This window comes from Chromobacterium haemolyticum, assembly GCF_009936155.1.
GTDB classification, from domain to species: Bacteria; Pseudomonadota; Gammaproteobacteria; order Burkholderiales; family Chromobacteriaceae; genus Chromobacterium; species Chromobacterium haemolyticum.
The window spans coordinates 1,268,145-1,294,560 of sequence record NZ_AP019312.1 but is presented as its reverse complement, the minus strand read 5'-3'; the positions used below and the strand labels follow the sequence as shown (position 1 = coordinate 1,294,560).

23 protein-coding genes and 4 tRNA genes are annotated in these 26,416 nt (G+C 63.7%); 19 read left to right on the top strand and 8 right to left on the bottom strand.

The window, feature by feature from the left end; genetic code table 11:
* Positions 1-134: 134 nt before the first annotated feature.
* The gene (locus tag GYH29_RS06100) at positions 135-1,352 is read left to right on the top strand and encodes an L-lactate MFS transporter (protein ID WP_019103479.1); all 1,218 of its coding nucleotides are present in this window, start codon (positions 135-137) and stop codon (positions 1,350-1,352) included.
* A 954-nt stretch (positions 1,353-2,306) separates the two neighbouring features.
* Positions 2,307-2,783: a hypothetical protein gene (locus tag GYH29_RS06095; RefSeq protein WP_161523364.1), complete on the top strand. Its 477-nt coding sequence runs from the start codon at positions 2,307-2,309 to the stop codon at positions 2,781-2,783.
* 560 nt (positions 2,784-3,343) lie between these two features.
* Here GYH29_RS06095 and GYH29_RS06090 read toward each other — a convergent pair.
* Positions 3,344-3,793 (bottom strand): YaiI/YqxD family protein, encoded by a 450-nt coding sequence (locus GYH29_RS06090; RefSeq protein WP_043593836.1) that lies wholly within the window; start codon positions 3,791-3,793, stop codon positions 3,344-3,346.
* Between the two features lie 141 nt (positions 3,794-3,934).
* Between GYH29_RS06090 and GYH29_RS06085 the strand changes: the two genes are divergently transcribed.
* The 7 genes from GYH29_RS06085 to GYH29_RS06055 all read left to right on the top strand — a co-directional run bounded on the left by GYH29_RS06085 (position 3,935) and on the right by GYH29_RS06055 (position 13,087).
* Positions 3,935-5,104, top strand: a complete 1,170-nt coding sequence (locus GYH29_RS06085; RefSeq protein WP_107731916.1) for an isovaleryl-CoA dehydrogenase — start codon at positions 3,935-3,937, stop codon at positions 5,102-5,104.
* Positions 5,105-5,236: 132 nt separating this feature from the next.
* Positions 5,237-6,835, top strand: coding sequence for a carboxyl transferase domain-containing protein (locus tag GYH29_RS06080; protein ID WP_043593844.1), 1,599 nt, complete (start codon positions 5,237-5,239; stop codon positions 6,833-6,835).
* 18 nt (positions 6,836-6,853) lie between these two features.
* Positions 6,854-7,639 (top strand): enoyl-CoA hydratase/isomerase family protein, encoded by a 786-nt coding sequence (locus tag GYH29_RS06075; RefSeq protein WP_161523363.1) that lies wholly within the window; start codon positions 6,854-6,856, stop codon positions 7,637-7,639.
* A gap of 26 nt (positions 7,640-7,665) precedes the next feature.
* Positions 7,666-9,633, top strand: a complete 1,968-nt coding sequence (locus GYH29_RS06070) for an acetyl/propionyl/methylcrotonyl-CoA carboxylase subunit alpha (RefSeq protein WP_161523362.1) — start codon at positions 7,666-7,668, stop codon at positions 9,631-9,633.
* A gap of 5 nt (positions 9,634-9,638) precedes the next feature.
* Positions 9,639-10,151 (top strand): GyrI-like domain-containing protein, encoded by a 513-nt coding sequence (locus GYH29_RS06065; RefSeq protein WP_019100483.1) that lies wholly within the window; start codon positions 9,639-9,641, stop codon positions 10,149-10,151.
* A 21-nt stretch (positions 10,152-10,172) separates the two neighbouring features.
* Positions 10,173-11,075 carry a hydroxymethylglutaryl-CoA lyase gene (locus GYH29_RS06060; protein ID WP_019100484.1) on the top strand — a complete coding sequence of 301 codons (903 nt, stop codon included), beginning with the start codon at positions 10,173-10,175 and terminating at the stop codon, positions 11,073-11,075.
* 53 nt (positions 11,076-11,128) lie between these two features.
* Positions 11,129-13,087 (top strand): acetoacetate--CoA ligase, encoded by a 1,959-nt coding sequence (locus GYH29_RS06055; protein ID WP_161523361.1) that lies wholly within the window; start codon positions 11,129-11,131, stop codon positions 13,085-13,087.
* 60 nt (positions 13,088-13,147) lie between these two features.
* On the opposite strand, the gene GYH29_RS06050 is transcribed toward GYH29_RS06055, so the two are convergent.
* The 4 genes from GYH29_RS06050 to cysS all read right to left on the bottom strand — a co-directional run bounded on the left by GYH29_RS06050 (position 13,148) and on the right by cysS (position 17,737).
* Complete coding sequence (locus tag GYH29_RS06050) at positions 13,148-14,797, bottom strand: ArnT family glycosyltransferase (protein ID WP_019100486.1); 1,650 nt, start codon at positions 14,795-14,797, stop codon at positions 13,148-13,150.
* A gap of 19 nt (positions 14,798-14,816) precedes the next feature.
* Positions 14,817-15,743, bottom strand: coding sequence for a hypothetical protein (locus GYH29_RS06045; RefSeq protein ID WP_161523360.1), 927 nt, complete (start codon positions 15,741-15,743; stop codon positions 14,817-14,819).
* A 282-nt stretch (positions 15,744-16,025) separates the two neighbouring features.
* The gene (rpmE, locus tag GYH29_RS06040) at positions 16,026-16,241 is read right to left on the bottom strand and encodes a 50S ribosomal protein L31 (RefSeq protein ID WP_043593861.1); all 216 of its coding nucleotides are present in this window, start codon (positions 16,239-16,241) and stop codon (positions 16,026-16,028) included.
* A 122-nt stretch (positions 16,242-16,363) separates the two neighbouring features.
* Positions 16,364-17,737: a cysteine--tRNA ligase gene (cysS, locus tag GYH29_RS06035; RefSeq protein ID WP_161523359.1), complete on the bottom strand. Its 1,374-nt coding sequence runs from the start codon at positions 17,735-17,737 to the stop codon at positions 16,364-16,366.
* 152 nt (positions 17,738-17,889) lie between these two features.
* Between cysS and GYH29_RS06030 the strand changes: the two genes are divergently transcribed.
* The 3 genes from GYH29_RS06030 (at position 17,890) to GYH29_RS06020 (ending at position 20,151) form a co-directional block, all read left to right on the top strand.
* Positions 17,890-18,507, top strand: a complete 618-nt coding sequence (locus GYH29_RS06030; RefSeq protein WP_019100238.1) for a UPF0149 family protein — start codon at positions 17,890-17,892, stop codon at positions 18,505-18,507.
* Positions 18,508-18,585: 78 nt separating this feature from the next.
* The gene (locus GYH29_RS06025) at positions 18,586-19,407 is read left to right on the top strand and encodes an undecaprenyl-diphosphate phosphatase (RefSeq protein WP_019100237.1); all 822 of its coding nucleotides are present in this window, start codon (positions 18,586-18,588) and stop codon (positions 19,405-19,407) included.
* A 273-nt stretch (positions 19,408-19,680) separates the two neighbouring features.
* On the top strand, positions 19,681-20,151 hold the full coding sequence (locus GYH29_RS06020; protein WP_048410464.1) for an NUDIX hydrolase: 471 nt from the start codon (positions 19,681-19,683) through the stop codon (positions 20,149-20,151).
* A gap of 85 nt (positions 20,152-20,236) precedes the next feature.
* Here the strand turns inward: GYH29_RS06020 and GYH29_RS06015 are convergent, their stop codons facing one another.
* From GYH29_RS06015 to folD, 3 genes are all read right to left on the bottom strand, one after another.
* Positions 20,237-20,818: a hypothetical protein gene (locus GYH29_RS06015; RefSeq protein ID WP_019100235.1), complete on the bottom strand. Its 582-nt coding sequence runs from the start codon at positions 20,816-20,818 to the stop codon at positions 20,237-20,239.
* Positions 20,819-20,826: 8 nt separating this feature from the next.
* A complete protein-coding gene (purU, locus tag GYH29_RS06010) occupies positions 20,827-21,690 on the bottom strand; it encodes a formyltetrahydrofolate deformylase (protein ID WP_019100234.1) in 864 nt (287 codons plus the stop codon).
* A 164-nt stretch (positions 21,691-21,854) separates the two neighbouring features.
* Entirely contained in the window at positions 21,855-22,706 is an 852-nt protein-coding gene (gene folD / locus GYH29_RS06005) for a bifunctional methylenetetrahydrofolate dehydrogenase/methenyltetrahydrofolate cyclohydrolase FolD (RefSeq protein WP_081576171.1), read from the bottom strand.
* Positions 22,707-22,934: 228 nt separating this feature from the next.
* On the opposite strand from folD, the gene GYH29_RS06000 reads away from it, so the two are divergent.
* From GYH29_RS06000 to GYH29_RS05970, 7 genes are all read left to right on the top strand, one after another.
* Positions 22,935-23,011 (top strand) — tRNA-Pro (locus tag GYH29_RS06000).
* A 22-nt stretch (positions 23,012-23,033) separates the two neighbouring features.
* A tRNA-Arg gene (locus tag GYH29_RS05995) sits at positions 23,034-23,110 on the top strand.
* Between the two features lie 35 nt (positions 23,111-23,145).
* A tRNA-His gene (locus tag GYH29_RS05990) sits at positions 23,146-23,221 on the top strand.
* A gap of 48 nt (positions 23,222-23,269) precedes the next feature.
* Positions 23,270-23,345 (top strand) — tRNA-His (locus GYH29_RS05985).
* Between the two features lie 144 nt (positions 23,346-23,489).
* The gene (locus GYH29_RS05980) at positions 23,490-24,173 is read left to right on the top strand and encodes a GntR family transcriptional regulator (protein WP_019100232.1); all 684 of its coding nucleotides are present in this window, start codon (positions 23,490-23,492) and stop codon (positions 24,171-24,173) included.
* Positions 24,174-24,307: 134 nt separating this feature from the next.
* Entirely contained in the window at positions 24,308-25,156 is an 849-nt protein-coding gene (locus GYH29_RS05975) for a pirin family protein (protein ID WP_143330297.1), read from the top strand.
* 212 nt (positions 25,157-25,368) lie between these two features.
* The gene (locus GYH29_RS05970; RefSeq protein WP_019101777.1) at positions 25,369-26,229 is read left to right on the top strand and encodes a pirin family protein; all 861 of its coding nucleotides are present in this window, start codon (positions 25,369-25,371) and stop codon (positions 26,227-26,229) included.
* Positions 26,230-26,416: the final 187 nt, after the last annotated feature.

Below are 26,416 nucleotides of genomic sequence, written 5' to 3'. Positions count from 1 at the left end.
CCAGAGCCTGCAACTGGTTCGCCGCCGTCTGCACTTCATTCCGCGCCGCCTGCATCTCATGCCGCCGCCGCGCCCCCTACATAAGCACAGGCTTATAGTCACACCAACAGTAATGACTTTAAGCGAGCAGCGCCATGAACGCCTCAAGCAACACCATCCGCTACCGTACCCTGGCCGGCACCGTCCTCACCCAATTCGCCCTTGGCTCCGTCTACACCTGGAGCCTGTTCAACGCCCAACTCTCCGCCAAGCTGTCGGAACCGGTCAGCCAAGTGGCTTTCGCCTTCGGCCTGCTCAGCCTGGCACTGGCGGTGGCCTCCTCGCTGGCCGGCAAACTGCAAGAACGCTTCGGCGTACAGCGCGTCACCCTGGGCGCCGGCCTGATGCTGGGCCTGGGCTTCTTCCTCACCGCCCAGGCCAATAACCTGATCATGCTGTATCTGTGCGCCGGCGTGCTGGTGGGCCTGGCCGACGGCGCCGGCTACCTGCTGACGCTGTCCAACTGCGTCAAATGGTTTCCGGAGCGCAAGGGCCTGGTATCCGCCTGCGCCATCGGCGCTTACGGTCTGGGCAGCCTGGGCTTCAAATACATCAATCTGGCGCTGCTGGCCCGCTTCAGCCTGGAAACCACCTTTGAGCTGTGGGGCCTGATCGCCATGGCCATGGTGGTGGCCGGCAGCCTGCTGATGCGCGACGCGCCGCAGCAACAAGCCGCCGCGCAGCAGAACGCCAGCCATGACTACACCCTGGCCGAGGCGATGCGCCAACCGCAGTACTGGATGCTGGCGCTGATGTTCCTGACCGTGTGCATGAGCGGCCTGTACGTGATCGGCGTGGCCAAGGACATTGGCGAAAGCTATGTGCACCTGCCGGCGCTGACCGCCGCCAACGCCGTGGCGGTGATCGCGGTGGCCAATCTGTCCGGCCGCCTGGTGCTGGGCATTCTCTCCGACAAGATGCCGCGCATCCGGGTGATCACCATCGCTCAGATTGCTGCGCTGGCCGGCATGCTGACCCTGCTGTTCGTGCCCCTGAACGCCACCCTGTTCTTCCTGGCCATCGCCTGCGTCGCCTTCAGCTTCGGCGGCACCATCACCGTCTACCCGTCGCTGGTCAGCGATTTCTTCGGCCTCAACAATCTGACCAAGAACTACGGCGTGATCTATCTGGGCTTCGGCATCGGCAGCATCGTCGGCTCCATCGTCGCTTCGCTGTTCGGCGGCTTCCTGGCCACCTTCCACCTGATCCTGGCGCTGTTGATCGTCGCGCTGCTATTCTCGCTGACCATACGTCAGCCGGGCAGCAGCAAGGAAGCGGAGTTCGAAGCCGAGCCGCATCTGGGCAAAGCCTGATTCCCGCGCCGCTCGCCGCAACGCCCCCGTTTTGGGGGCGTTGTTGTTGGGGGGTTAGCCTCCCGTTGCACTTTCAGCGGACACGCCGCGTTTTGCGGCTTTTTCGTATCCGACTTGTTATGGTGTTGCCTGAATCTGGGCGGGCCGTGGCAAGGGTGCCCTTGGGCGCGCTGGGCTGAAAGCCGGTGAGACTAACCTTGTCATGTGCCCGCCCTGCCTCTTTGCGGCATGGCCCCTCTGCTCAAGAGCATACAAATGGTAGAGCTTGTCCGTCCGATATTAGGCTACGCAGAGCTTGATTTCGGCGGTCCTTTTCTTTGCTAGACTTCGCCGGCTTGACGCCCTTTCCCGCCTCCCCAAACAATAGCCCCCGCGTCGCAGTAATCGCGGCGCTCGGGTTTAGTCTCCCCAATACGAATCACTGCAACAGATGCGCTGTTTCCACAGCGCATCTGTTGCCATTGCTTTACCTATTCGGGCGGGCCGTGGCAAGTGGCGCCCTCGCGGGCGCGCCGGCTTTGTACGACATATCACCGGTAGGCTAACTCTTGTCATGTGCCCGCCCTGCCTCTTTGCGGCATGGCCCTTCTGCTCAAGAGCTTACAAATGGTAGAAGCTTGTCCGTCCGATATAGGCTGCGCAGCACTTGATTTCGGCGGTGATTTTCTTTGCAGGGCTTCGTCGGCTTGACGCCCTCCCGCTCCTCCCCAACAATAGCCCCCGCGCCGCAGCAATCGCGGCGCTCGGGCTTAGTCTCCCGACTTGGATTCCTACCGCGGATGTGCTGTTTCCACAGTGCAGCCGTTGCCATTGCTTTGCCTATTCGGGCGGGCCGTGGCAAGTGGCGCCCTCACGGGCGCGCCGGTTTTAGTAGGAATCCACCGGTAGACTAACTCTTGTCATGTGCCCGCCCTGCCGCTTTGCGGCCGGGCCCTTCTGCTCAGGAGGTTGCAAATGGTAAAGCTTGTCCGTCCGGTGCTAGGCATCGAACTCACTTCGTCCGCTACTGAAACTCAAGACGTCCATCAGGACGCTTCTCCACTCCCGCCGCTAGGGCCGCGTTCGCGTTACCGTTTCGTCGGTAGCGAAGCCAAAGACCTCAGCCTGCCCTTCGTCCGCCGCATCAAAGGCCGTACCTATCCACATTACTGGCAACCGGCCGAGCCTAAGGATGAGTTCGAAGCCTGCGCCTTGGGCCGCCAATACGCCGCCCATCTGGCGCAGTTGCTGAAGCTCAACCGCCAACACTCGGCGCGTGGGCTGTTGTTCCGCATCACTAACGACATGGATTTCAGTCAACGCGGCCACCGCCGCAGCATGTGCAAAAGCTTCTTCAACTATCTGGAGATACTGCTGAATTTGGGGGTGCAACAGATAGACTTGCCGAAGCATGTGGAGGCGGTGCAACAGCTCTATTCGGAGCCTGGATGAGCTGGACACCTTGCAGAGGAAGCCACGGCGGAAGAAGAGGCGCTAAGAACCTGTTTACGATCTTGCGAGCTAAGGTGAGACAAGGCGAAAACAGCTGAGAAAGCGGAGTGTACACACGGTACATGAGCATTTCGAAGGGGTTTTCAACGCCGTATCACCGACGCGCAGCAGATCGTAAACAGGTTCTAAGGCTGTGTTCACGATTTTTTAACCATGGGTTCGGCATTGTTAGACACGGAGGAGACCGCATATTCGATGCGCCCCAACTCCCTTCAAGCCTGCCGTCGGGTGGCAGGCCCGAGGTCTTAAGCGGCTGCCTGTTCGAGCAGCGCGACGTTAGCGCGCTGCGAGTTCAGCCGCGCCTCGGGCCTGACGGGGCCCGGCGGGAAGCCGCAGGCCAGGCTTGCAGGGCGGCCTTTAGGGTAAAGGGAGATTTGGCCGCGCAAATCTCCCTTTCCGTTTGCCGGGCGGAACCGGTCCTAAATCATCATCCGCGCAGCGGATTCAACATCGCAAATACGTTTGTAAAGCTGCCCAAGAAACGGAACGCCAAGCTCGCCTCAGCCCCGCCGCTTGGCCAGCCAGATATCCAACTGCCGGGCGAAAGCCTGGCGGTCCGCCTGGCTCAAAGGCGGCGGGCCTTCGGTCTGCACGCCGCTGGCGCGCAACGTGTCCATGAAATCCCGCATCGTCAGCTGCGCGGCGATGGTGTCCGGCGAATACACATCGCCGCGCCAATTCAGCGCCTGAGCGCCCTTGCCCAAGGCCTCGGACGCCAAGGGAATGTCGCCGGTGATCAAGAGATCGTTCGCCGCGATGCGGCGGACAATCTCGTTGTCCGCCACATCAAAACCCTTAGGAACCTGCAAGGCGCGGATGTTGGGCGCTTTCGGCACCGTCAATAGCTGATTGGCGACAAACACCAGCTCCACACCGGTGCGCTGCGCCGCCCGGCACAATGTTTCGCGGATCACCTTGGGACAAGCATCCGCGTCCACCCATATCGTCATTGTCTGTTCTCTGCATGCAAACCCGACCATGATAACGGTTTCACGCCGGTTTCCGTCGTCACCATGTTGACGCTTACGTAAACGTAAGTAATGATAGAGCATATCACGCGAATCACGCGCGCCCATCAGAGGAGAGAAACCATGTACAGCAGCCTGCGCTTCGCCTTTGGCGATACCTACGATATGTTGCGCGAAACCGCGCGCGACTTCGCCCAAAGCGAAATCGCCCCGCGCGCCGCCGACATCGACCGAGACAACCTGTTCCCGGCCGACCTGTGGCGCAAGTTCGGCGACCTGGGCCTGCTGGGCATGACGGTGGACGAGCAGTACGGCGGCACCCAGATGGGCTATCTGGCCCATATGATCGCCATGGAAGAAATCAGCCGCGCCTCCGCCTCGGTGGGCCTGTCCTACGGCGCGCACTCCAATCTCTGCGTCAACCAGATCCACAAGAACGGCAACGACGAACAAAAACGCCGGCTGCTGCCCAAGCTGGTGTCCGGCGAGCATGTCGGCGCGCTGGCGATGTCCGAGCCCAACGCCGGCTCCGACGTGGTCAGCATGAAGCTGAAGGCGGACAAGGCCGACGGCGGCTACCTGCTCAACGGCAGCAAGATGTGGATCACCAACGGCGGCGACGCGGACGTGATGGTGGTCTACGCCAAAACCGACGTCAACGCCGGCGCCAAGGGCATTACCGCCTTCATCGTGGAGCGCGGCTTCGCCGGCCTCAGCCACGGCAGCAAGCTGGACAAGCTGGGCATGCGCGGCTCCAACACCTACCCCATGTTCTTCGACAACTGTTTCGTGCCGGACGCCAATGTGCTGGGTGGCGAAGGCAACGGCGTCAAGGTGTTGATGAGCGGCCTGGACTACGAGCGCGCGGTGCTGGCCGCCGGCCCGCTGGGCATCATGCAGGCCTGCATGGACATCACGGTGCCCTATCTGAACGACCGCAAGCAGTTTGGCCAGGCCATCGGCGATTTCCAGCTGATGCAGGGCAAGCTAGCGGACATGTACGTCAAGCTGTCGGCCAGCCGCGCCTATGTCTACGCGGTGGGCCAGGCGCTGGACCGCGGCGAAACCGGCCGCCAAACCCGCAAGGACGCCGCCGGCGCCATCCTGTACGCGGCGGAAGGCGCCACCCAGATGGCGCTGGACGCCATCCAGTGCCTGGGCGGCAACGGCTACATCAATGAATACGCCACTGGCCGCCTGCTGCGCGACGCCAAGCTGTACGAGATCGGCGCCGGCACCAGCGAGATTCGGCGTTGGTTGATTGGGCGCGAGCTGATGGCGGAAACCCGGTAGTCGCGGCGGATAAAATGCCTGATGCCTCGTTGCGCAGCCTTGCCTCAGGCCTTTTCTCCCGCCGCACTCGGCCGCACTCCAGCAAGACTTGACAGTGCGCCTCGTCGATAGCGAATGACAAGGTAAAACGATATGCCCATCCTCGAATCCAAACTCTCGCCGCGCGCTGCGGATTTCCAGGCCAACGCCGACAAGATGCGCGCGCTGGTGGCCGATCTGCGCGACAAGGTGGCCAAGGCCGCGCTGGGCGGCGGCGACAAGGCGCGCGCCAAGCACGCCGCCCGCGGCAAGCTGCTGCCGCGCGAACGCATCGATCTGCTGCTGGACCCCGGCGCGCCTTTTCTGGAACTGTCCCAGCTGGCCGCCTTCGGCATGTACGACGACGACGCGCCCGGCGCGGGCCTGATCAGCGGCATCGGCCGCATCGCCGGCGTGGATTGCCTGATCATCGCCAACGACGCCACGGTGAAGGGCGGCACCTATTACCCGATGACGGTGAAGAAGCATTTGCGCGCCCAGGAAATCGCGCGCGACAACCGTCTTCCCTGCGTGTATCTAGTTGATTCCGGCGGCGCCTTCCTGCCCTTGCAGGACGAGGTGTTTCCGGACCGCGAGCACTTCGGGCGCATCTTCTACAACCAGGCCAATCTATCCGCCGCCGGCATTCCGCAAATTGCGGTGGTGATGGGCAGCTGCACCGCCGGCGGCGCTTATGTGCCGGCGATGTCGGACGAAACCGTCATCGTCAAGGAGCAAGGCACCATCTTCCTGGGCGGCCCGCCGCTGGTGAAAGCGGCCACCGGCGAGGTGGTGACGGCGGAGGAGCTGGGCGGCGGCGACGTGCACGCCCGCGTGTCCGGCGTGGCCGACCACCTGGCGCAAAACGACGCCCACGCGCTGTCCATCGCCCGCCGCATCGTGTCCAGCCTCAACTGGCGCAAACAGGGCGAGCTGGACCGCGCCGAGCCGCGCCCGCCGCGCTACGCGGCCGAGGAAATCTACGGCGTGATTCCGGCGGACCCGAAAAAACCCTTCGACGTGCGCGAGATCATCGCCCGGCTGGTGGACGACTCCGAGTTCGACGAATTCAAGCAGAACTACGGCGCCACCCTGGTCACCGGCTTCGCCCGCCTAAACGGCTACCGCGTCGGCGTCATCGCCAACAACGGCATCCTGTTTTCCGAATCCGCGCTCAAGGGCGCGCACTTCGTCGAACTGTGCTGCCAGCGCGGCATTCCGCTGCTGTTCCTGCAGAACATCACCGGCTTCATGGTGGGCAAGAAGTACGAGAACGGCGGCATCGCCAAGGACGGCGCCAAGCTGGTCACCGCCGTGGCCTGCGCCCGCGTGCCCAAGTTCACCGTGCTGATAGGCGGCAGCTTCGGCGCCGGCAACTACGGCATGTGCGGCCGCGCCTATTCGCCGCGCTTCCTGTGGATGTGGCCGAATAGCCGCATCTCGGTAATGGGCGGCGAGCAGGCGGCCGGCGTGCTGGCCCAGGTGAAGAAGGAACAACTGGGCGACGCCTTCGGCGCCGAGCAGGAAGAGGCGCTGAAAGCGCCGGTGCGCGAGCAGTACGAGCGCCAGGGCCACCCCTATTACGCCAGCGCGCGGCTGTGGGACGACGGGGTGATAGACCCGGCGCAAACCCGCGAGGTGCTGAGCCTGGCGCTGGAGGCGGCCCTGTCCGCCCCGGTGGAAAGCACGCGCTTCGGCGTGTTCCGGATGTGACGGCGAGAGGCGATACCGATGAGCTACACCACGCTTGAAATCGAACACAGCGGCAAGACCGCGACGATCTGGATAAACCGGCCGGACATCCACAACGCGATGAACGAAACCCTGATCGCCGAGCTGACCGCCGCCTTCACCCATCTGCAATTGCAGGCGGACTGCCGCGTCATCGTGCTGGCCGGCCGCGGCAAGAGCTTTTCCGCCGGCGCGGACCTGGACTGGATGCGCCGCGCCGCCGGTTACAGCGAGGAGCAGAACCTGGCCGACGCGCAGCGGCTGGCGGCCATGCTCAAGAGTATCTACCGCAGTAAGAAGCCGGTGATCGCCCGCATCCACGGCGCGGCGCTGGCCGGCGGCACCGGCCTGGCCGCGGTCTGCGACGTAGCCATCGCCACCGAGGCCGCCAAGTTCGGCCTGACCGAGGTGAGGCTGGGCCTGGTGCCGGCCACCATCGGCCCCTATGTGGCCGACGCGATAGGCTGGCGTCAGGCGCGGCGTTATTTTCTGTCCGCCGAGCGCATAGACGCCGCCACCGCGCTGCGCATCGGCCTGGTGCACGAAGTGGTGCCGGCCGAGGCGCTGGACGCGCGCGTGGCCGACATCGCCGAGGCGATGGCCCAGGGCGCGCCGCAAGCGCTGTCATCAGCCAAGGACTTGCTGGCCATGCTGCGCGAGGGCTCGCCCTGGGACGATCAATTGCTGGAGGACACCGCCGGCCAGATCGCCAGCGTGCGCGCCGGCGCCGAGGCGCGCGAGGGCCTGGCCGCCTTCTTCGACAAACGGCCGCCCAACTGGTCATGACGCGAACAAGAAACAAGGGACGGACCATGTTCAATAAAATACTGATCGCCAACCGCGGCGAGATAGCATGCAGGGTGATCAAGACCGCGCGCGCGCTCGGCATCGCCACCGTCGCCGTTCATTCCGACGCCGACGCCGACGCCCGCTTCGTCAAACTGGCCGACGAAGCCTACCGGCTGGGCCCCGCCCCGGCGGCGGACTCCTATCTGCGCGGCGACTTGATCCTGGACATCGCCCGCCGCAGCGGCGCGCAAGCCATCCATCCCGGCTACGGTTTCCTGTCCGAGAACGAGGACTTCGCCGCAGCCTGCGAAGCCTCCGGCATCGCCTTCATCGGCCCGCCCGCCTCCGCCATCGCCGCGATGGGCAGCAAATCCGCAGCCAAGGCGCTGATGGAACAGGCCCAGGTGCCGCTGGTGCCCGGCTATCACGGCGAGCGTCAGGAACCGGACTTCCTGCGCGGCCAGGCCGACGCCATCGGCTACCCGGTGCTGATCAAGGCCAGCGCCGGCGGCGGCGGCAAGGGCATGCGCATCGTGGAAGCTTCCGCGGACTTCGAAGCGGCGCTGGCCTCCTGCCAGCGCGAAGCGCGCGCCAGCTTCGGCGACGACAAGGTGCTGGTGGAGAAATACCTGCCGCGCTCCCGCCATGTGGAAATCCAGGTGTTCGCCGACCGCCAGGGCCAATGCGTGTATCTGTTCGAGCGCGATTGCTCGGTGCAGCGCCGCCATCAGAAAGTGCTGGAGGAAGCGCCTGCGCCGGACTTGCCGCCGGCCACCCGCGAAGCGATGGGCGCGGCCGCCTGCGCCGCCGCGCGCGCGGTGGGCTATGTCGGCGCCGGCACCGTGGAGTTCATCATGGAAGTGCTGGCCGACGGCAGCCCCGGCCGCTTCTTCTTCATGGAAATGAACACCCGGCTGCAAGTGGAGCACCCGGTCACCGAGATGATCACCGGCCAGGACCTGGTGACCTGGCAACTGACAGTCGCCAGCGGCCTGCCGCTGCCCTTGAGCCAAGAGCAGCTGCGCATAAACGGCCACGCCATCGAGGCGCGCATCTACGCCGAAGACCCGGACAAGGGTTTCCTGCCCGCCACCGGCACCCTCTATCACCTGCGCACGCCGGCGGAATCCGCCGTCGTGCGCATCGACACCGGCGTCGTCGCCGGCGACAGCATCTCGCCCTTCTACGACCCGATGATCGCCAAGCTGATTGTCTGGGGCGAGGACCGCCGCCAGGCGCTGCAACGGCTGGACGCGGCCTTGGCCGACTACCAAGTGGCCGGCGTCACCACCAACATCCCCTTCCTGCGCCGCATCGTGCAGCACGCCAGTTTCGCCAGCGGCCAGGTGGACACCGGCCTGATCGCCCGTCACCACGACGCGCTGCTGCCGCCGCCCGCCGCGCCGGACGCTGAGCAACTGGCCCTGCTGGCCCTGGCCGAAGCGCTGGCCGCGCCCGGCGCCTACCCGGCCAGCGCCGGCTGGCGGCTTAACGGCGCGCTCAGCCGCAGCCTCGTGTTCCACATCGCAGGCGAGAACTACCCGGTGACGCTGCGCCATCAGGGCGATGGCTTCGAGATCACCGCCGCCTGCCGCCAATTCTCCGCCGCCGGCCGCCTGGACGGCGGAACGCTGCGCGCGCGGCTGGACGACAAACAACTGGAAGCCGTGGTCGCCCGCAGCGGCCAGCAACGGGTGCTGTTCGCCGCCGGCCAACGGCTGGAAGCGCAGTGGCTGGACCCGCTGGCGGTGGCCGCCGAGGAAGTACACGGCGAAACCCATTTGAAAGCGCCGATGCCAGGCCGCATCGTCGCCCTATTGGCCGCCACCGGCGTCAAGCTCAACAAGGGCGACCCGCTGCTGATCCTGGAGGCGATGAAGATGGAACACACCATCCCCGCGCCGGCGGACGGCGTGGTCAAGGCTTTCTATTTCGGCACCGGCGAGCAGGTCAACGACGGCGACGAACTGGTCGACTTCGAAGCGGAGTGAACCTCATGGACCCCATCATCATCAATCACCCCGGCTTGAATCTGGCCGGCTACAGCATCGCCACCCGGATGGAGAACGGCGACAACCTGCGCCAGATCCCCGAGTTCTGGGGCGAATACGCGGCCACGCTGCGCCAGCCGCTGCTGGCGGCGCTGGGCCGCGCCGACGCCGCCGAATATGGGCTGATCCACGACTTCGACCCGGACACGGGCCGCTTCGGCTATATGATAGGGATGGAATGCGCGCAGCCCTTGCCGCTGCCGCCAGGCTGCGAGCAGCGGCGCACGCCGCCGGCCAAGTGCGCGGTGTTCACCACCCAGCCGGCCGGCAGCGACGCCGAGTTCGGCCAGGCGATCCAGGCCGCCTGGCGCTACATCATGCAAGAGTGGCTGCCGGCGTCCAAGCAATGGGAACAGGCGCCGCTGGGCACCTTCGAGCGCTACGACGGCCGCTGCGCGCCGGACCAGCCGCAGCGCCAGATGGACATTTACATCCCGGTGCAGCCGCGCCGCCGCTAACGGAGAGCCGAAGTGCCGCATATGAAGATTGTGGAAGTGGGCCCGCGCGACGGGCTGCAAAACGAAAAACAAGCGCTGTCCACCGCCGTCAAGCTGGAGCTGATCCGCCGCCTGGCCGCCAGCGGCCTGCGCAGCATAGAAGCCGGCGCCTTCGTCTCGCCCAAATGGGTGCCGCAGATGGCCGGCAGCGCCGAGGTGATGGCCGGCCTGGACCTGGCCGGGCCGGTCTCCTACCCGGTGCTGGTGCCCAATGAACAAGGGCTGGATGCTGCCTTGGAGGCCGGTGCGCGTGAAATCGCCGTGTTCGGCGCCGCCAGCGAAAGCTTTAGCCGACGCAATATCAACGCCAGCATCGCCGAAAGCCTGCAACGCTTCGCCCCGGTCATGGCGCGCGCGCAAGCGGCCGGCGTGCCGGTGCGCGGCTATGTATCTTGCGTAGTCGGCTGTCCTTACGAAGGCCGCATCGCGCCGGCCAAGGTGGCGGAAGTGGCCGCGCGCCTGCTGGACATGGGCTGTTATGAAATATCGCTGGGCGACACCATAGGCGTGGGCACGCCGTCCAGCGTGCTGGCGATGCTGGAAGCAGTGAGCAAGGCTGTGCCAATGACGCAGCTTGCCGGCCACTTTCACGACACTTACGGCATGGCGATCAGCAATATTCATGCGTGTTTGAACGCGGGAATGATGACATTCGATTCTTCTGTTGCCGGCCTTGGCGGCTGCCCTTATGCTCTGGGAGCTTCCGGCAACGTCGCCACCGAAGACGTGGTTTACCTGCTGCACGGCGAGGGTCACGATACCGGCGTCGATCTGGCCGCGCTGGTGGACACGGCCTGGTTCATCGCCGACGCGCTGGGCAAGCCGCCGGCCTCCAAGCTGGCTTACGCCTTTGCCGACAAGCGCGCCGCCAAACCGGAGCAATAACAAGCCGCCGCCCGTCCATGGGCCGGCGCGCGGAGAAAATATCAGGAGAAAGCATGACCCCCGACACGCCCATTTGGACCCCCTCCGCCGGCCGCCTGGCCGGCGCCCACCTGACCGCCTTCGCCAAGCTGGCCGAACTGTCCTACGACCGCAAGCTGAACGGCTACGCCGATCTGTGGCGCGCCAGCGTGGCGGATCCAGCCCGCTTCTGGTCGTTGGTCTGGGATTACTGCGGCGTGATCGGCGACAAAGGCTCGACGGCGCTGAGCGACGGCGACAATATGCTGGCCGCCCGTTTCTTTCCGGAAGCGCGGCTGAGCTACGCCGAAAACCTGCTGCGCCGCGACGACGACGGCGACGCGCTGGTGTTCTGGGGCGAGGACAAACTGCAACGGCGCTGGAGCTGGCGCGAGCTGCGCGCCCAAGTATCGCTGCTGCAGCAAGCCATGCGCGGCGCCGGCATCCAGGCAGGCGACCGCGTGGCGGGCTTCATGCCCAATATGCCGGAAACCATCGCCGCCATGCTGGCCGCAAACAGCCTGGGCGCGGTGTGGACCAGCTGTTCGCCGGACTTTGGCGTGGACGGCGCGACGGAACGCTTCGGCCAGACCGAGCCCAAGCTGCTGTTCTGCCCGGACGGCTATTGGTACGCCGGCAAGGCGGTGGACATCCGCGCCAAGATGGCGGCGCTGGCGGAGGCGCTGCCCTCGGTGCGGCAAATCATCGTGGTGCCCTATCTGGGCGAAACCGGGGTATTCGCGGAAAATGTGCCCAAGGCCATTACCCTGACGGATTTCACCGCCGCGTATCAAGCGCAAGCGCTGCACTTTGAACGGCTGCCGTTCAGGCACCCGCTGTTCATCCTGTATTCCAGCGGCACCACCGGCAAACCCAAGTGCATCGTCCACGGCGCCGGCGGCACCCTACTCCAGCATCTGAAGGAACAGCAGCTGCACGGCGACGTGCACCACGGCGATCGTCTGTTCTACTTCACCACCTGCGGCTGGATGATGTGGAACTGGCTGGCGTCCGGCCTGGCTTCCGGCGCGGCGCTGATGTTGTTCGACGGCTCGCCCTTCGTCGGCGAAGGCCGCACGCTGTGGGACTATGCCGAACGGCAGCGCTTCACGCACTTCGGCACCTCGGCCAAATACATAGACGGCCTGCGCAAGAGCGGCATTGTGCCGGTGCAAGAATGGAAGCTGGATTCGCTGCGCGCGGTGTTCTCCACCGGCTCGCCGCTGGTGGCGGAAAGCTTTGACTGGGTTTACGCCAACATCAAGGCCGACATCAATCTGGCCTCGGTGTCCGGCGGCACCGACATCGTGTCCTGCTTCGCGCTGGGCTGCGCCAGCCTGCCGGTCTATCGCGGCGAGCTGCAATGCCGCGGCCTGGGCATGGCGGTGGACATCTACAACGAATACGGGCGCCCGGTGCGCGGCGAAAAGGGCGAACTGGTGTGCACCCGCCCCTTCCCGTCGATGCCGGTGGGCTTCTGGAACGACGCCGACGGCGGCAAATACCGTCAGGCTTATTTCGGCCGTTTCGACAATATCTGGTGCCACGGCGACTACGCCGAACTCACCGCCCACGACGGCATGATCATCTACGGCCGCTCCGACGCGGTGCTCAACCCCGGCGGCGTGCGCATCGGCACCGCCGAGATTTACCGCCAGGTGGAGGCTTTCGACGAGGTGCTGGAGAGCATCGCCGTCGGCCAGCAATGGCAGGACGACGAGCGCGTGTTGCTGTTTGTGCGTCTGCGCGCCGGCGCGCGGCTGGACGAAGACCTGCAGCAGCGGATCAAGACGCAGATCAAAACCGGCGCTAGCCCGCGCCACGTGCCGGCCAAGATCATCGCCGTCGCCGACATTCCCAAAACCATCAGCGGCAAGATCGTCGAACTGGCGGTGAAAAACGTGATCCACGGCCTGCCGGTCAGCAACGTCACCGCGCTGGCCAACCCGGAAGCGCTGAAGCTGTTCGAGAACCTGGATGAACTGCAAAGCTGAACCGGCGCGCAGTCAATGAAAAACCCCCGCATTCATGAATAAATGCGGGGGTTTTTCTTGCTAATGCGGATGAATACGCCGCAACAGCGCAAACATCATGTTCTGCTCGCGCGGCCGGGAGCCGTACCACAGCACCTCCCAGCCCGGCTCGGCAATTCCATCGTCCTCAGAGCGCACCACCAGTTGGTAGTCGCAAGGCGAGGCGTTGCCCGCCGGATAGGACACCAGATCCAGGCCGGCGTAATAGCGCCAGCTGATCAGCGCCAGCTGGTTGCGGCTCTCGGTCGCCACGCAGGCGGCGTTGGCCGGCAGCGCCTTCATCATCCGCTCCACCACCGGCCGGTAACTCTTGGCGGCGTCGAACCACGGCAGCCACAAGGTCATGCCCAGGCCCCACAGCAGAGTCAGGCCCGCCGCCCAGTTGCTGATGGCCTGACGGCCGCGCAAATGTTTGCGCGTCAACGCCCACAGCCACACCAGGGTGGCGATCACCGCGCACACCGCAGCCAAGCTGGAGACATGGGCTTGGTAATACGGGCTGAAGTACTGGGCGCGCCCGGCCAGGCCCCGCGGCCAGCCAAAGTTCATCGCCGCCCAGCCCGACCACACCAGCAGTGCGAAGAAGCCGAAGGTCATCAGGCCGAACCAGTTGAGGAAGGCCGCCGCGCCGCGCTTGAGGTTGTCCAGCTCCACCGCCGCCAGCAAGGACAGCGGCAGCAGCAGCGGCATCGCGTAGGTCATATTGGGCCGGCTGGACAAGGTCAGCAGAATCAGCACCACGGCGAAGAACATCAGCGGCAGTTGCAAGCGCGCCTGATCCAGCCTTTCCCGGTTGCGGTACAGGGTCCAGCCGGCCAGCGGCCAGGCCGGGAACGCGAACCACAGGGCGTTCAGGCTGTAGTAGCCGAAGTCGTGAAACAGCTGCACCCGGCCGAAGCCGTTGAGCTGGCCCAGCGAGTAGTCGTTCCACCAGAGGCTGAACGCGTCCGGATGGCTCTTGGCCAGCGCCAGCGGCCACACCAAGGAAGTGGGCGCGGCGATCAACAGCGCCAGCAGCACGGTAATCGCGTACTGCTTGCTGCGCCAGGCGGAGAAGGCCGGCAGCAACAACACCACCATCCACAGCAACAGCAGCTCCATCAGGCTGGCGCTGAGGAAGATCGCCGCGCTGGCCGCGCCCAGTAAAGCGCCGGCCATGCCGGGCGACCTCAGGGTTAAGGACAAGGCGTAGAAGGCGGCCGCGAAACCGGCGAAGCCGGCCACCACCGAGGTGAGCTGATGGCCGGTTTCCACCAGGCCTACGCAACCTATCAGCACCATCACCACGCTGCGGCCGTGACGGCGACCGATCAGGTCGCGGCCGGCCATGCCGGCCAGCAGCAAGGCCAGGGCCATGAACAAGGGTGTGGCTAGCCGCGCCGCGTCGTGCGGCGCCAACAACCAGGGAGACAGCAGCTTGACCATGATGGCCGCCACCCAATAGTACAAGGGCGGGCTATCCAGATAGGGCGCGCCTTGCACCGTGGGCAACAGCCAATTGCCTGTGTCCAGCATGCCCTGCACCGCCGCCAGCACGAAGGGTTCGTCCGGCTTCCATGGGTCGTGGCCTATAATGCCCGGCCACAGCCAGACGAAACACAACAGCAGCAAGATCCACGGTTTTTCCGTGGGCTTGGCCAGAGTTTGGGATTGTTCCGAATAAGTGAGCATGAGTCTCGTTCAAACGGTTTCAATCGGCCGACGGCAATGCGCCGCGCAGCCGGGCGATCAGAATGCGCCAATCCACCTTGCGCTTGGAAATGGAATTGCGCAGTTTGTTGCGGCGGCGCTGGCGCTTATGTTCGGGATCGGCCTGTATCGTCTTCAAGCGCGACTCGTCCCAGGCGAATTCGCTGCAATACTCGGCCTGACGCGCCACGTCCCATTCCGGTTCCATGCCGGCGAACACCTCCGCCAAGTAGAGCGGCGCCTCGTAACTGTAGTTCCAGTAATGGTGCAGCGCATCCCCCAGCGCCAGCGGCTCGCGGCCGTCGCAGGCCACCAGCGACCAGGCCAACTGCTCGGTCCAGTTGCGCGCTTCCACACGCGGCAGCAGGAAGTCATTGACGCGCAAGGCAGTTTCGAAGAAGGGCACCATGTCGGCGGAAGCGCCGACCACGCCGGCGTTCCACATCGCCAGACCCCGGACGTCGGCCACCCCCATCTTGCGCAGCTCGGCGCCGTGCTTGTCCACCGCGGCGAGATAGTCCGGGAAGAAGCCGGGACCAAACACGCCTTCGTTGACGTGCATGCAGCTGGCCTTCCCCTCTTCCAGCCGGGCGAACAACTCGTCCGGCACGCGCAGCCAGCGGGTATCGCAATCCACGTACAGCACGGCGGTGCCCAGTTCACGCGCCGCCTTGAGCATCACTTCCAGCTTGATACGGTGCACGTAGTCGAACTGGCCCCGATAAGCTTGCAATTGCGCCCGGCTCAAGGTCTCCGTGCGGACCAGCGGGTGCGCGGGCACGCTGTCCGGCGCGTCGGTGTACACCATGATCTTCACGTCCTGCCGCTGCTGCTTCAGCAGCAGATGCAACAGGCTCAACACGGAAAAGCGGGTCTGGTCGTAGTATTTCTTGCCGCCGTGGGACAGGTAAACGATGTGGATCGCCATGGCCTCAACCTTGCAGATGTGGATGCGCGCGCCGCCGGCCGGGATCTGCCAGGCCCTGCCGCCGCCGGCGCGCCGGAATCATAGTGCCTGTTTACAATTTGTTGCGCGTCGGCGATACGGCGTTGAAAATACCTTCGAAATGCTCATGTACCGTGTGTACATTCCGCTTTCTCAGTCGTTTTCGCCTTGTCTCGCTCTTGCTCGCTAGATCGCCAACAGACTCTGATAGAAAAAAGGCAGCCTGAGCTGCCTTTTTCTGGGTGTCCAACGTGTTCTCGGCGCTTAGCGCTTGAAGAAGCCGCCGAACTTTTGGTTGAACTTGTCAACGCGACCGGCGGTGTCGACGATCTTTTGCTTGCCGGTGTAGAACGGGTGGCAGTTGGAGCAAACTTCAATGCCGAACGCGTCCTTGGACATGGTGGACTTGGTCACGAACTGGCTACCGCAGGAGCAGGTAACGGTCAGGTCTTTGTAAGTCGGGTGAATATCGGTTTTCATCTGTCTTCCTTTCAAATCGGGTACAGGGGATTTGCCTGTACTGCTTGCGAAACTATCGATTATCCGCGCTTTGCCGCCGCTTGACAAGTGCAAAATCTACTGTCAACGGCGGCGGCAACGACTCAGGCGCGACGCCAGATAGTGCCCTGGGCCCCATCCTCCAGCACGATACCCTTGGCGGTCAGCTCGTCGCGGATGCGGTCGGACTCCGCCCAGTTCTTGCTGGCTCGCGCGTCCTTGCGCGCCTGGATCAGCGCTTCCACGGCTTCGGCCGACAGCTCGTCGTCGCCGACGCCGCCCTTGAGAAACTCCTCCGGGTCGCGCTGCAGCAGGCCCAGCACGCCGCCCAAGTCCTTCAGCAGCCGCGCCTGCCGCGGGTCGCGGCTCTTATTGACTTCGCCGGCCAGTTCGAACAGCAGCGCCACCGCTTCCGAAGAATTGAAGTCGTCGTTCATCGCCGCCTGGAAGCGCGCTGCGAACGGGTCCTTCCAGTCTATGCCTGCGGCGGCCGGCAGCTCCAAGCCGCGCAAGGCGGTGTAGAGCCGGGTCAGGCCGTGCTTGGCATCGACGAGGATGCTGTCGGTGTAGTTCACCGGGCTGCGGTAATGGCTGCGCACGATGAAGAAGCGGATCACCTCGCCGTCGAAATGGCCCAGCACGTCACGGATGGTGAAGAAGTTGCCCAGCGATTTGGACATTTTCTCGCCGTCGACGTTGATGAAGCCGTTGTGCAGCCAGTAGTTGACGTACTGGTGACCGTGCGCGCCCTCGGACTGGGCGATTTCGTTCTCATGGTGCGGGAACTGCAGATCCTCGCCGCCGCCGTGGATGTCGAAATGCTCGCCCAGGTGATGACAGCTCATTACCGAGCACTCGATATGCCAGCCCGGACGCCCCGGACCCCACGGGCTGTCCCAGGACGGCTCGCCCGGCTTGGCGGCCTTCCACAGCACAAAGTCCAGCGGGTCGCGCTTGTGCGGATCCACTTCCACCCGCTCGCCGGCGCGCAGCTTGTCCAGGGTGCGGCCGGACAACTTGCCGTAGCCCTCGAACTCGCGCACCGCGTAATACACATCGCCGTTGTCGGCGGCGTAGGCCTTGCCGTTGGCGATCAGTCTTTCGATCAGGGCCACCATGCCCGGCACGTGCTGGGTGGCGCGCGGCTCGAACGTCGGCGACAACAGGCCCAACGCCGCGGCGTCCTGGCGCATGTCGGCGATGGTCTCTTCCACCAGTTGCTGCGGCAGAATGCCGCGCTCCGCGGCGCGCTTGATGATTTTGTCCTCGATATCGGTGATGTTGCGCACATAGGTGGCGTCGTAGCCGGAGGCGACGAACCAGCGGTAGATCACGTCGAAGGCCGTCAGCATGCGCGCGTGGCCGATATGACAGAGGTCGTAGACCGTCATGCCGCACACGTACATACACACCTTGCCGGGCTCGATGGGTTTGAACTCTTCTTTCTGGCGGGTCAGGGTGTTATACACGGTCAACATGATGGAACCTATTAGAGGTTGGGTCAAAAAGAACAATTGTAACAGAGCCGTCAAGTCCTCCGCATCGCGATTGTGTCGCGACTGGCGGCCGGCGATGCGCTTGGCCGCCAGATGGCGGATAATGGGCTTTTTTCCCCTAGCCCTGGTCCGCCATGAGCCATACCCCGCTTTCCGACGCCGACTACCAACGCCTGGCCGCCACCCTGAACCGCTTCCTGCCGCAGCAAGGCATGAACCTGGAACGCCTGGACGGCTTTTTCGCCGCCCTGCTCAGCGGCCCGGAACAGATCAAGCCTACCGAATGCCTGCCCATCATCATCGGCGAAGCCTTCGACGACGATTCCGCCTTCCCCAGCGACAAGGCGCTGGAACAGTTCGCCAAACTGTTGATGGGACATTGGCTGGACATCTCCGCCTCGCTGCGCGAAGACGGCGCCTTCCAGCCCTGGCTGGAGCCGGACGCCGCCGGCGAGCTGCGCGGCAACGACTGGGCCGAAGGCTTCTCCGAAGGCATGCAGTTGCTGAACGAGGACTGGGGCCTGCTGTTCGACGATCCGGAACAGGCGCCGCTGTTGGAGCCCATCCTGACCCTGGCTTTCGAGCGCAATCCGGACCCGGAAGTGCAAGTTCCCGCGCTGACGCCGACGCAACGCGAGCAGTGCCTATCCGCACTGTCAGAATCCGTACATGGCATTCACCGCTTCTTCGCCGCCATCCGCCGCCGGCTGGAAGAGGAGGAACAAGAGCTGGAGCGCCGGCAACGGAGCTGAGCCGGTCAACCGGGCCGTGGCGGCGGCGTTGATAAGCAGGCCGGCGCAAGCCGTCCTACCACCGCCACAGGACCCGTCATGAATCCCATCGAAGCCCTGCTGTTCGCCGTCATCCAAGGCGTTAGCGAACTCTTTCCCGTCAGCAGCCTGGGGCACGGCGCGCTGATCCCGGACTGGCTGCACTGGTCCATCAACCGGACGAGCCCGGACTTCCTGCCCTTCATGGTAGTGCTGCACCTGGGCACCGCCGCCGCGCTGCTGCTGTATTTCCGCCGCGATTGGCTGCAATTGATCAGCGGCTTTCTCAAGGCCCGCGGCAAGGCAGACAATCCGGAAGCCCGGCTGCTGTGGCTATTGATCGCCGGCACCGTTCCGGCCGGCCTGCTGGGCCTGCTGCTGGAGAAGCAACTGCGCGCGCTGTTCGCCAGCGCCACCGCGGTGCTGATCTTCCTCAGCCTGAACGGCCTGCTCCTGCTGTGGGGCGACCACCTGAAACGAAGGCAAGCCCATCTGGATCTGGAAAGACTAAGCCTGCCGGACGCGATCAAGATCGGCGCCGGCCAGGCGCTGGCCCTATTGCCCGGCTTCTCTCGCTCGGGCGCCACCCTGGTGGCCGGCCTTGCTCACGGCCTGGATTACGCCTCGTCCGCGCGCTTCTCTTTTCTGCTGGCCACCCCCATCATCGCCGCCGCCGGCGTGCTGGAAGTGCCCAAGCTGGCGCATAGCCAAGCTTCGGCAGGGCTGCTACTGTCTTGTGGCCTGCTGTCCGGCGCCTGCGCTTACGCCAGCACGGCTTTTTTGATGCGCTATTTCAAGAAAAGCGAGATCGAATCCTTGCGGCCATTTGGCTACTACTGCCTGCTGGTGGGGCTGGGCGGCCTGCTGATCAAGCTGATTTAAGAACCCGCTTACGATCTGTTGGACAGTGGCGATACCCAAAGGGGGCTCGGCCAGTGCGCCTTGCCTCCCCTTGGCTTGCGAGATCGTAAACATCCTCCAAATACCTCAAGCCCGTTTCTCAATACGCATACCATTGCAACAAACAGGATTCCAATCATATATTTGAACAAATTTTGAGCACAGCTTATTGGACTGATCGGTCTAGTGCTTTAGAATCGGAGAAATAATATCCAGGGCCGCTCTCGACAGTGGCCCTAACTAATTTTTTGAAGAATGAGTGTTTTGGAAGAAAAAAGAAACGAGCGCCTGCCCGCGGACCTGGCCAGGCGCGCAACCGCCATTATCGAACTACCCGATGGCGTGCTGGTCACTGCGGCCAGAGGCGGCCGGTACAATCTTCCTGGCGGCAAGGCCGCCCGCGGCGAACTGCGCTCCCAGGCGCTGATCCGCGAAGTGCGGGAAGAAACCGGCTTGCGCATCAACTCCATGCTATACCTGTTCGATCACATCACCCCGTTCAACGCGCACAAGGTTTACCTCTGTATTGCGCAGGGCCAGCCGCGCCCGCAGGGAGAGATCGAACGCATCGCGCTGGTATCGTCGCCGGACACCGATATGGATTTGTTCATAGAAGGCCGCGCCATCCTGCGACGCTACGCGCGGCTGCGCGGCGAGGTCACCGCCAAGGGCGACGCGCTGCGCGCGTTGCTGGGGCTGGCCCGCTACATCGCCAAAGTGGATTGAGCCCGCCTGGGCGCCGTCGCGCTCGCCATGCAAAACAGGACATGCCAAGGCATGTCCTGTTGCTTTTCCAAACCGTGGTTCAGGCTCAAATGCCGGTTGTCGGCGCCGAGCCCTCCCCTCCGCGCGCGGCGTCGGCCACGCCGGCGGGCAAATCCACCCAGCCCGCCGCGGAACCCAGCGACAAAGCCCCGGCCAGCAGCACCATGGCCACCGGCGCGAACAACAATACGCCCAGCGCCACCCGCAGCCGGTGAATTCCGGACACCACGGCCAGCGCGTTGACCAGCACCAAGATGCCGAAGATGGACAACACCGCGTTGACCGCCAGCGCCGCGTCGTCCGGCAACCAGCTGGTCAGCGGCTCGATGAACTGCAGACCGCTGGCCACCGCCACCAGGCCGAACAGCGAGCCATGACCGTCCCATTTGGCAAAACGCAGCCATAAACCGATGAAGCTGGCGAAACACAGGGTTTCCGCCAAGGTGAACAACACCATGAACAGCATGCGCCCGGTCAGGTTGTTGCCCAGTTCGGCAGTGTCCGCGCTGGCCACAAGGCCCAGCGCAATCAGAAACAGCAGGGTCTGCCAGCGCGGATACTGATACTCGCCCAGGGGCTTGACCCGGAAGCGAAGCAAATCCACCACATCGTCAATCAGCAGGCGCATGTCCGCTCTCAGTCAAAGACTACCGTCTTGTTGTTATAGGACAGCACGCGGTTGTCCATATGCCAGCGCACGGCGCGCGACAGCACCACTTTCTCCAAATCGCGGCCTTTTTGGATCAAATCGTCCACTTCGTCGCGATGAGAAATGCGGGTGACTTCCTGCTCAATGATCGGGCCTTCGTCCAGATCCTCGGTCACATAGTGGCTGGTGGCGCCGATCAGCTTGACCCCGCGCGCAAAAGCGCGGTGGTAGGGCTTGGCTCCGTCGAAGGCGGGCAGGAAACTGTGATGGATGTTGATCACCCGGTCCGGATACCGCTCGACGAACTTGTGCGACAGAATCTGCATATAACGAGCCAGCACGATGAAGTCCACGCCGGCCTCTTCCAGCAAGCGGAACTGCTCGGCCTCGGCCTCGGCCTTGTTGTCCTTGGTGACCTTGATCACATGGAAGGGGATGCCGTTGAACTCCACCAGCCTGCGGCAGGTTTCGTGGTTGGAAATCACCAGCGGAATCTCGCAGTCCAGTTCGCCGATGCGCCAGCGGTGCATCAGGTCCACCAGACAGTGCTCGTACTGCGACACGAAGATGGCCATCCGCGGCTTGCGGGTGGACAGCGACACTTTCCAGTTCATCGCGTGCTCGTCGGCAATCGGCTGGAAGGCGGCGGCGAAATTCTCCATCGGCAGGGTGAAACCGTTCACATCCCACTGCACCCGCATCAGGAACAGGTTTTCGCTGGTGTCCTGATGCTGGTCCGCGTGCATGATGTTGGCGTTGTAGGTCATCAGGAAATTGGCGATCGCCGCCACTAGGCCCTTCTTGTCCGGCGCGCTGATCAACAGCGTGGCCGACTGCTTGTCTTGACTCATGATCGGATTCTGCTTACTGCGAACTAAAACCGTCGATTTTACGATAGCCGGGCCGCCATCGTCTCGCTTTGTTTGCAAGCATTTGCCATCAAGCACGCCGATAAAACAAAAACGCCGCCGCCACGGCTGCGGCGACGGCGTTTTCGGCTGAACGAACGCGCCGTTCAAGCATGCATATTGGCGGAATCCAAGGTGTTTTGCAGCAAGGTGGCCACCGTCATCGGCCCCACGCCGCCCGGCACCGGGGTGATGAAGCCGGCGCGTTCGGCCGCCGAGGAGAATTCCACGTCGCCGCACAGTTTGCCGCTGTCCAGCCGGTTGATGCCCACGTCGATCACCACCGCGCCCGGCTTGATCCATTCGCCCTTGACGAAGTTAGGAATGCCCACCGCCGCCACAACGATGTCGGCCGCGGCCACTTCAGCGGCCAGATCGGCGGTGGCACTGTGACACACTGTCACCGTGGCGCGCGCCAGCAGCATTTCCAAGGCTTGGGGACGGCCAACGATATTGGAGGCGCCGACGATCACCGCCTTCTTGCCCTTGGGATCAATGCCGTACTCTTCCAGCAGCGTCATCACGCCGCGAGGAGTGCACGGCCGCAGCAAGGGCATCTTGATCGCCAGCCGGCCCATATTGTAGGGATGGAAGCCGTCAACATCCTTTTTAGGATCGATGCGCTCGATCACCGCCTGCGGATCAATCTGCTTGGGCAGCGGCAGCTGCACCAGAATACCGTCGACATCCGCGTCGGCGTTCAAGCGATCAATGATATCCAGCAGTTCCTGTTGGCTGGTGCCGGCCGGCAAGTCGTAGGCCAAGGAACGGATGCCGGCTTTCTCGCAGGAGCGCTTCTTGCTGCCCACGTACACCGCGGACGCCGGGTCCTCGCCCACCAGAATCACCGCCAGCGCCGGGGCGCGCTTGCCCGCGGCCAGGCGCGCCTGCACGCCCTCGCCCACCAGGGCGATCAGTTTTTCCGCTACCGCTTTGCCGTCAATCAGTTGTGCTGCCATGGGCCGGTTCCATAAAGAAGCTGAAAAAGAAGGCGCATATTCTCGCATTTTTCGGCCGCTTCCGAAATGCCGCTGCGCAACAAAACTTACTTAACATCAAGATAAATAAAGGGAACTGCCACCTCCTCCGCCACGCGGCCAATATTGCGCCCCAGAACGGCCGCAATTTAATTGCAAACAGGTGTTGACAGCCTAAATCGCCATCCGTATAGTTGCGGTCTCTGTCGTCGGGGCGTAGCGCAGCCTGGTAGCGCACCTGATTTGGGATCAGGGGGTCGCGAGTTCGAATCCCGCCGCCCCGACCAGACGAGGCAAAACCCGACCTGAGCGCCCGTAGCTCAACCGGATAGAGCACCGGCCTTCTAAGCCGGGGGTTACAGGTTCGAGTCCTGTCGGGCGCGCCAAAGTAGTTGTGGTACAATGCAGTCGTTTTTCAGTGGTGGATGTAGCTCAGTTGGTAGAGTCCAGGATTGTGATTCCTGTTGTCGTGGGTTCGAGCCCCATCATCCACCCCACCCTATTTCAAGTTGCCGCCTCATGGCGTCGGCTCACCGCTTTCGGCGGTGGATGTAGCTCAGTTGGTAGAGTCCAGGATTGTGATTCCTGTTGTCGTGGGTTCGAGCCCCATCATCCACCCCAAATCTTAAAAAACCCGGCCAAACGCCGGGTTTTTTCATTTTTGCGACTCATAAGGTCAGTTTTGGGCCTTGTCTGACAGTTCAAGCTCCGTATAATCGAATACATTTGCATGACACCGCTTGACTGACGACGACACCCACCACCATGACCACCATGCAGCCGATCAAGCGCCAGACGCTCACCAGTGCCGTAACCGAATCCTTGCGCCAGCGCATTCTCTCCGGGGAATTCGCCGATGGCCAACAACTGCGCCAAGAGGCGCTGTCCAATGAATACGGCGTCAGCCGGGTGCCGGTGCGCGAGGCGCTGCGCCAGCTGGAAGCCGAAGGCCTGATCCAGATCATCGACCACAAGGGCGCACTGGTGTCCAAGTTGTCGCTGGAAGACGTGCTGGAGCTGCTGGAAATCCGCGCGATGCTGGAGGGCTCGGTTCTCAAAGCCGCCATCCCCTGTCACACCAAGGCCGATCACGATCTGGCCCAGCAAACCCTGCGCGAATTCGAACAAGCGCTGCGCAACAACGACGTGCGCCACTGGGGCGAGTTGAACTCTCGCTTCCACCTTGCGCTGTACCGAGCCGCCAAGCGGCCAAACACGCTGGCGCTGATCGAGCAACTGCACAATAAAACCGACCGCTACACCCGGATGCAGATCTTGTTCACCCGCACCATGGAACGGGCGCACGAGGAACACAGCAAACTGCTGGAGCTGTCACGCCAAGGCAAGGCAGATGAAGCCTCGGAATTCATCCGCTTTCACATTCTGTCCGCCGGCCACGCCCTGGAAGACTACCTGCGCAACCAAAGCCCGCAGAACGCCTTGAGCTGAAACCCGCCGCTCCGTCTTCAAATTATTTGAACCTGGCGCGCAATTCTTTGCGCTATCAAGCGCCATGGCGGCGCGTAATAATCCGATCATGCCAACCGCCGGACGCGAGTCCGGCCCCACAGGGAGACATGGTCATGCAACACTCTTTCATCAGCCGGGAAGCGGAGCGCCTGGTCGACGGCCAAGCGGTGACCGACGGCGCAGGCGTGCGCCTGCTTCGCGTGCTCACCGCCGATCTGCAGCGACGGCTGGACCCATTCCTGATGCTGGACGAATTCCGCTCCGACAATCCCGGCGATTACATCGCCGGCTTCCCCAGCCATCCGCACCGGGGCTTCGAAACCGTCACCTATATGCTGGCGGGCCGCATGCGCCACCGCGACAACGCCGGCAACGAAGGCCTGCTCGGACCCGGCGGCGTGCAATGGATGACCGCCGGCCGCGGCATCGTCCATTCGGAACTGCCGGAACAGGAAGACGGCCTGATGCATGGCTTCCAGCTGTGGCTGAACCTGCCGGCGGAACGCAAGCTGTGCGCGCCGTGGTATCGCGACATTCCCGCCGCCGAGATTCCAACAGCCCCGACCGACGGCGCGGCGCGGCTGATCGCCGGGCGTTGGCGCGGCCAGGCCGGCGCGGTGGAGCGCGAGCTCACCGAACCGCTCTATCTGGATCTGCATCTTGACGCCGGAGGCGAAGAGGCGCTGGAGATACCCTCCGGCCACAACGCGTTCATCTACGTCTACCAGGGAGAGGTCGCCGTCGGTGCACAGCAACGCGGCGTCAAGGCAAGACAGATGGCGGTGCTGGACAATCGCAACGGCAGCAACGGCGTCAGCGTTCGCGCCGAGATCGACAGCCGCTTGTTGCTGATTGCCGGCAAGCCCTTGGGCGAACCCATCGCCCAGTGGGGGCCGTTTGTGATGAATACCCGCGAGCAAGTGGAAGAAGCCATAGCTGATTTCCGCGACGGACGTTTCTAAGAACCTGTTTACGATCTGTTGCGCGTCGGTGATACGGCGTTGAAAACAACTTCGAAATGCTCATGTACCATGCGTACACCCCGCTTCCTCAGCTGTTTTCGCCTTGTCTCACCTTAGCTCGCGAGATCGTAAACACGTCCTAAGAACCCGTTCAAAGTTTCGCGAGCGAGACTTGAACACCCCCTAAACGCAACTCATTGCCTGGAGCCGCCATGCCGCTGCTTACTCAAACCATCGTCAGTCTGGACCGCGACATCGGCTTTCCGGTGCGCCGCCTGTTGCCCACCCGCCAGGCGCGCCGGGTCGGCCCCTTCGTATTTCTCGATCACATGGGTCCGGCCCATTTCGCCGCCGAAGGCAGCGCCGGCGATGTGCGGCCCCACCCTCACATCGGCCTGGCCACCGTCACCTATCTGTTCTCCGGCGCGATGATGCACCGCGACAGCCTGGGCACGGTGCAGCGCATCGAGCCCGGCGCGGTCAATCTGATGACCGCCGGCAGCGGCATCACCCACTCCGAGCGGGTGCCGGCCGACATCCGCCAACAAGGCGTGGCGGTGGAAGGCATGCAGCTGTGGCTGGCGCTGCCGGACGAACTGGAAGAATGCAAACCCGCCTTCGCCCACTATCCGGCCGAGGATTTGCCGCGCTGGAACCAGGCCGGGGTGGAATTGAATCTGCTGATCGGCGCCGGCTGGGGCCGGCTCTCGCCGGTCGCCTATCCGCTGCCGGTGTTCTACGCCAGCGCCGTCATGCCTGCCGGCGCGCGGTTGACGCTGCCGGAAGGCGTGGACGAACTAGCCGCCTATGTCGCCTCCGGAGAGTTGGACGTGGACGGCGCCGCGCTGGGCTCCAATCAGTTGGGCCTGCTGCAAACCGGCCAAGGCGGCGAACTGCTCGCGCTCAGCGACAGCCGGGTAATGCTGCTAGGCGGCACGCCGCCGGCCAGCCCGCGTTATCTGGACTGGAACTTCGTGTCCAGCAACCGCGATCGTTTGGCTCAGGCGCGCGCGGACTGGATTGCGCAGCGCTTCCCGATGGTGCCGGGGGAGACGGAGTTCATTCCCCTGTGAGAACCTGTTTACGATCTACTACGCTTCAGCGATACGGCATTGAAAACGTCTTCAAAATGCTCATGTGCCGTGTGTACATTCAGCCGTTTTCGCCTTGCCTCGCCCTTGCTCGCGAGATCGGAAACACGTTCTAAGGGAACAGCCCCAAAACAAAACCCCCGCCAGTTTCCTGACGGGGGTTTTCGCT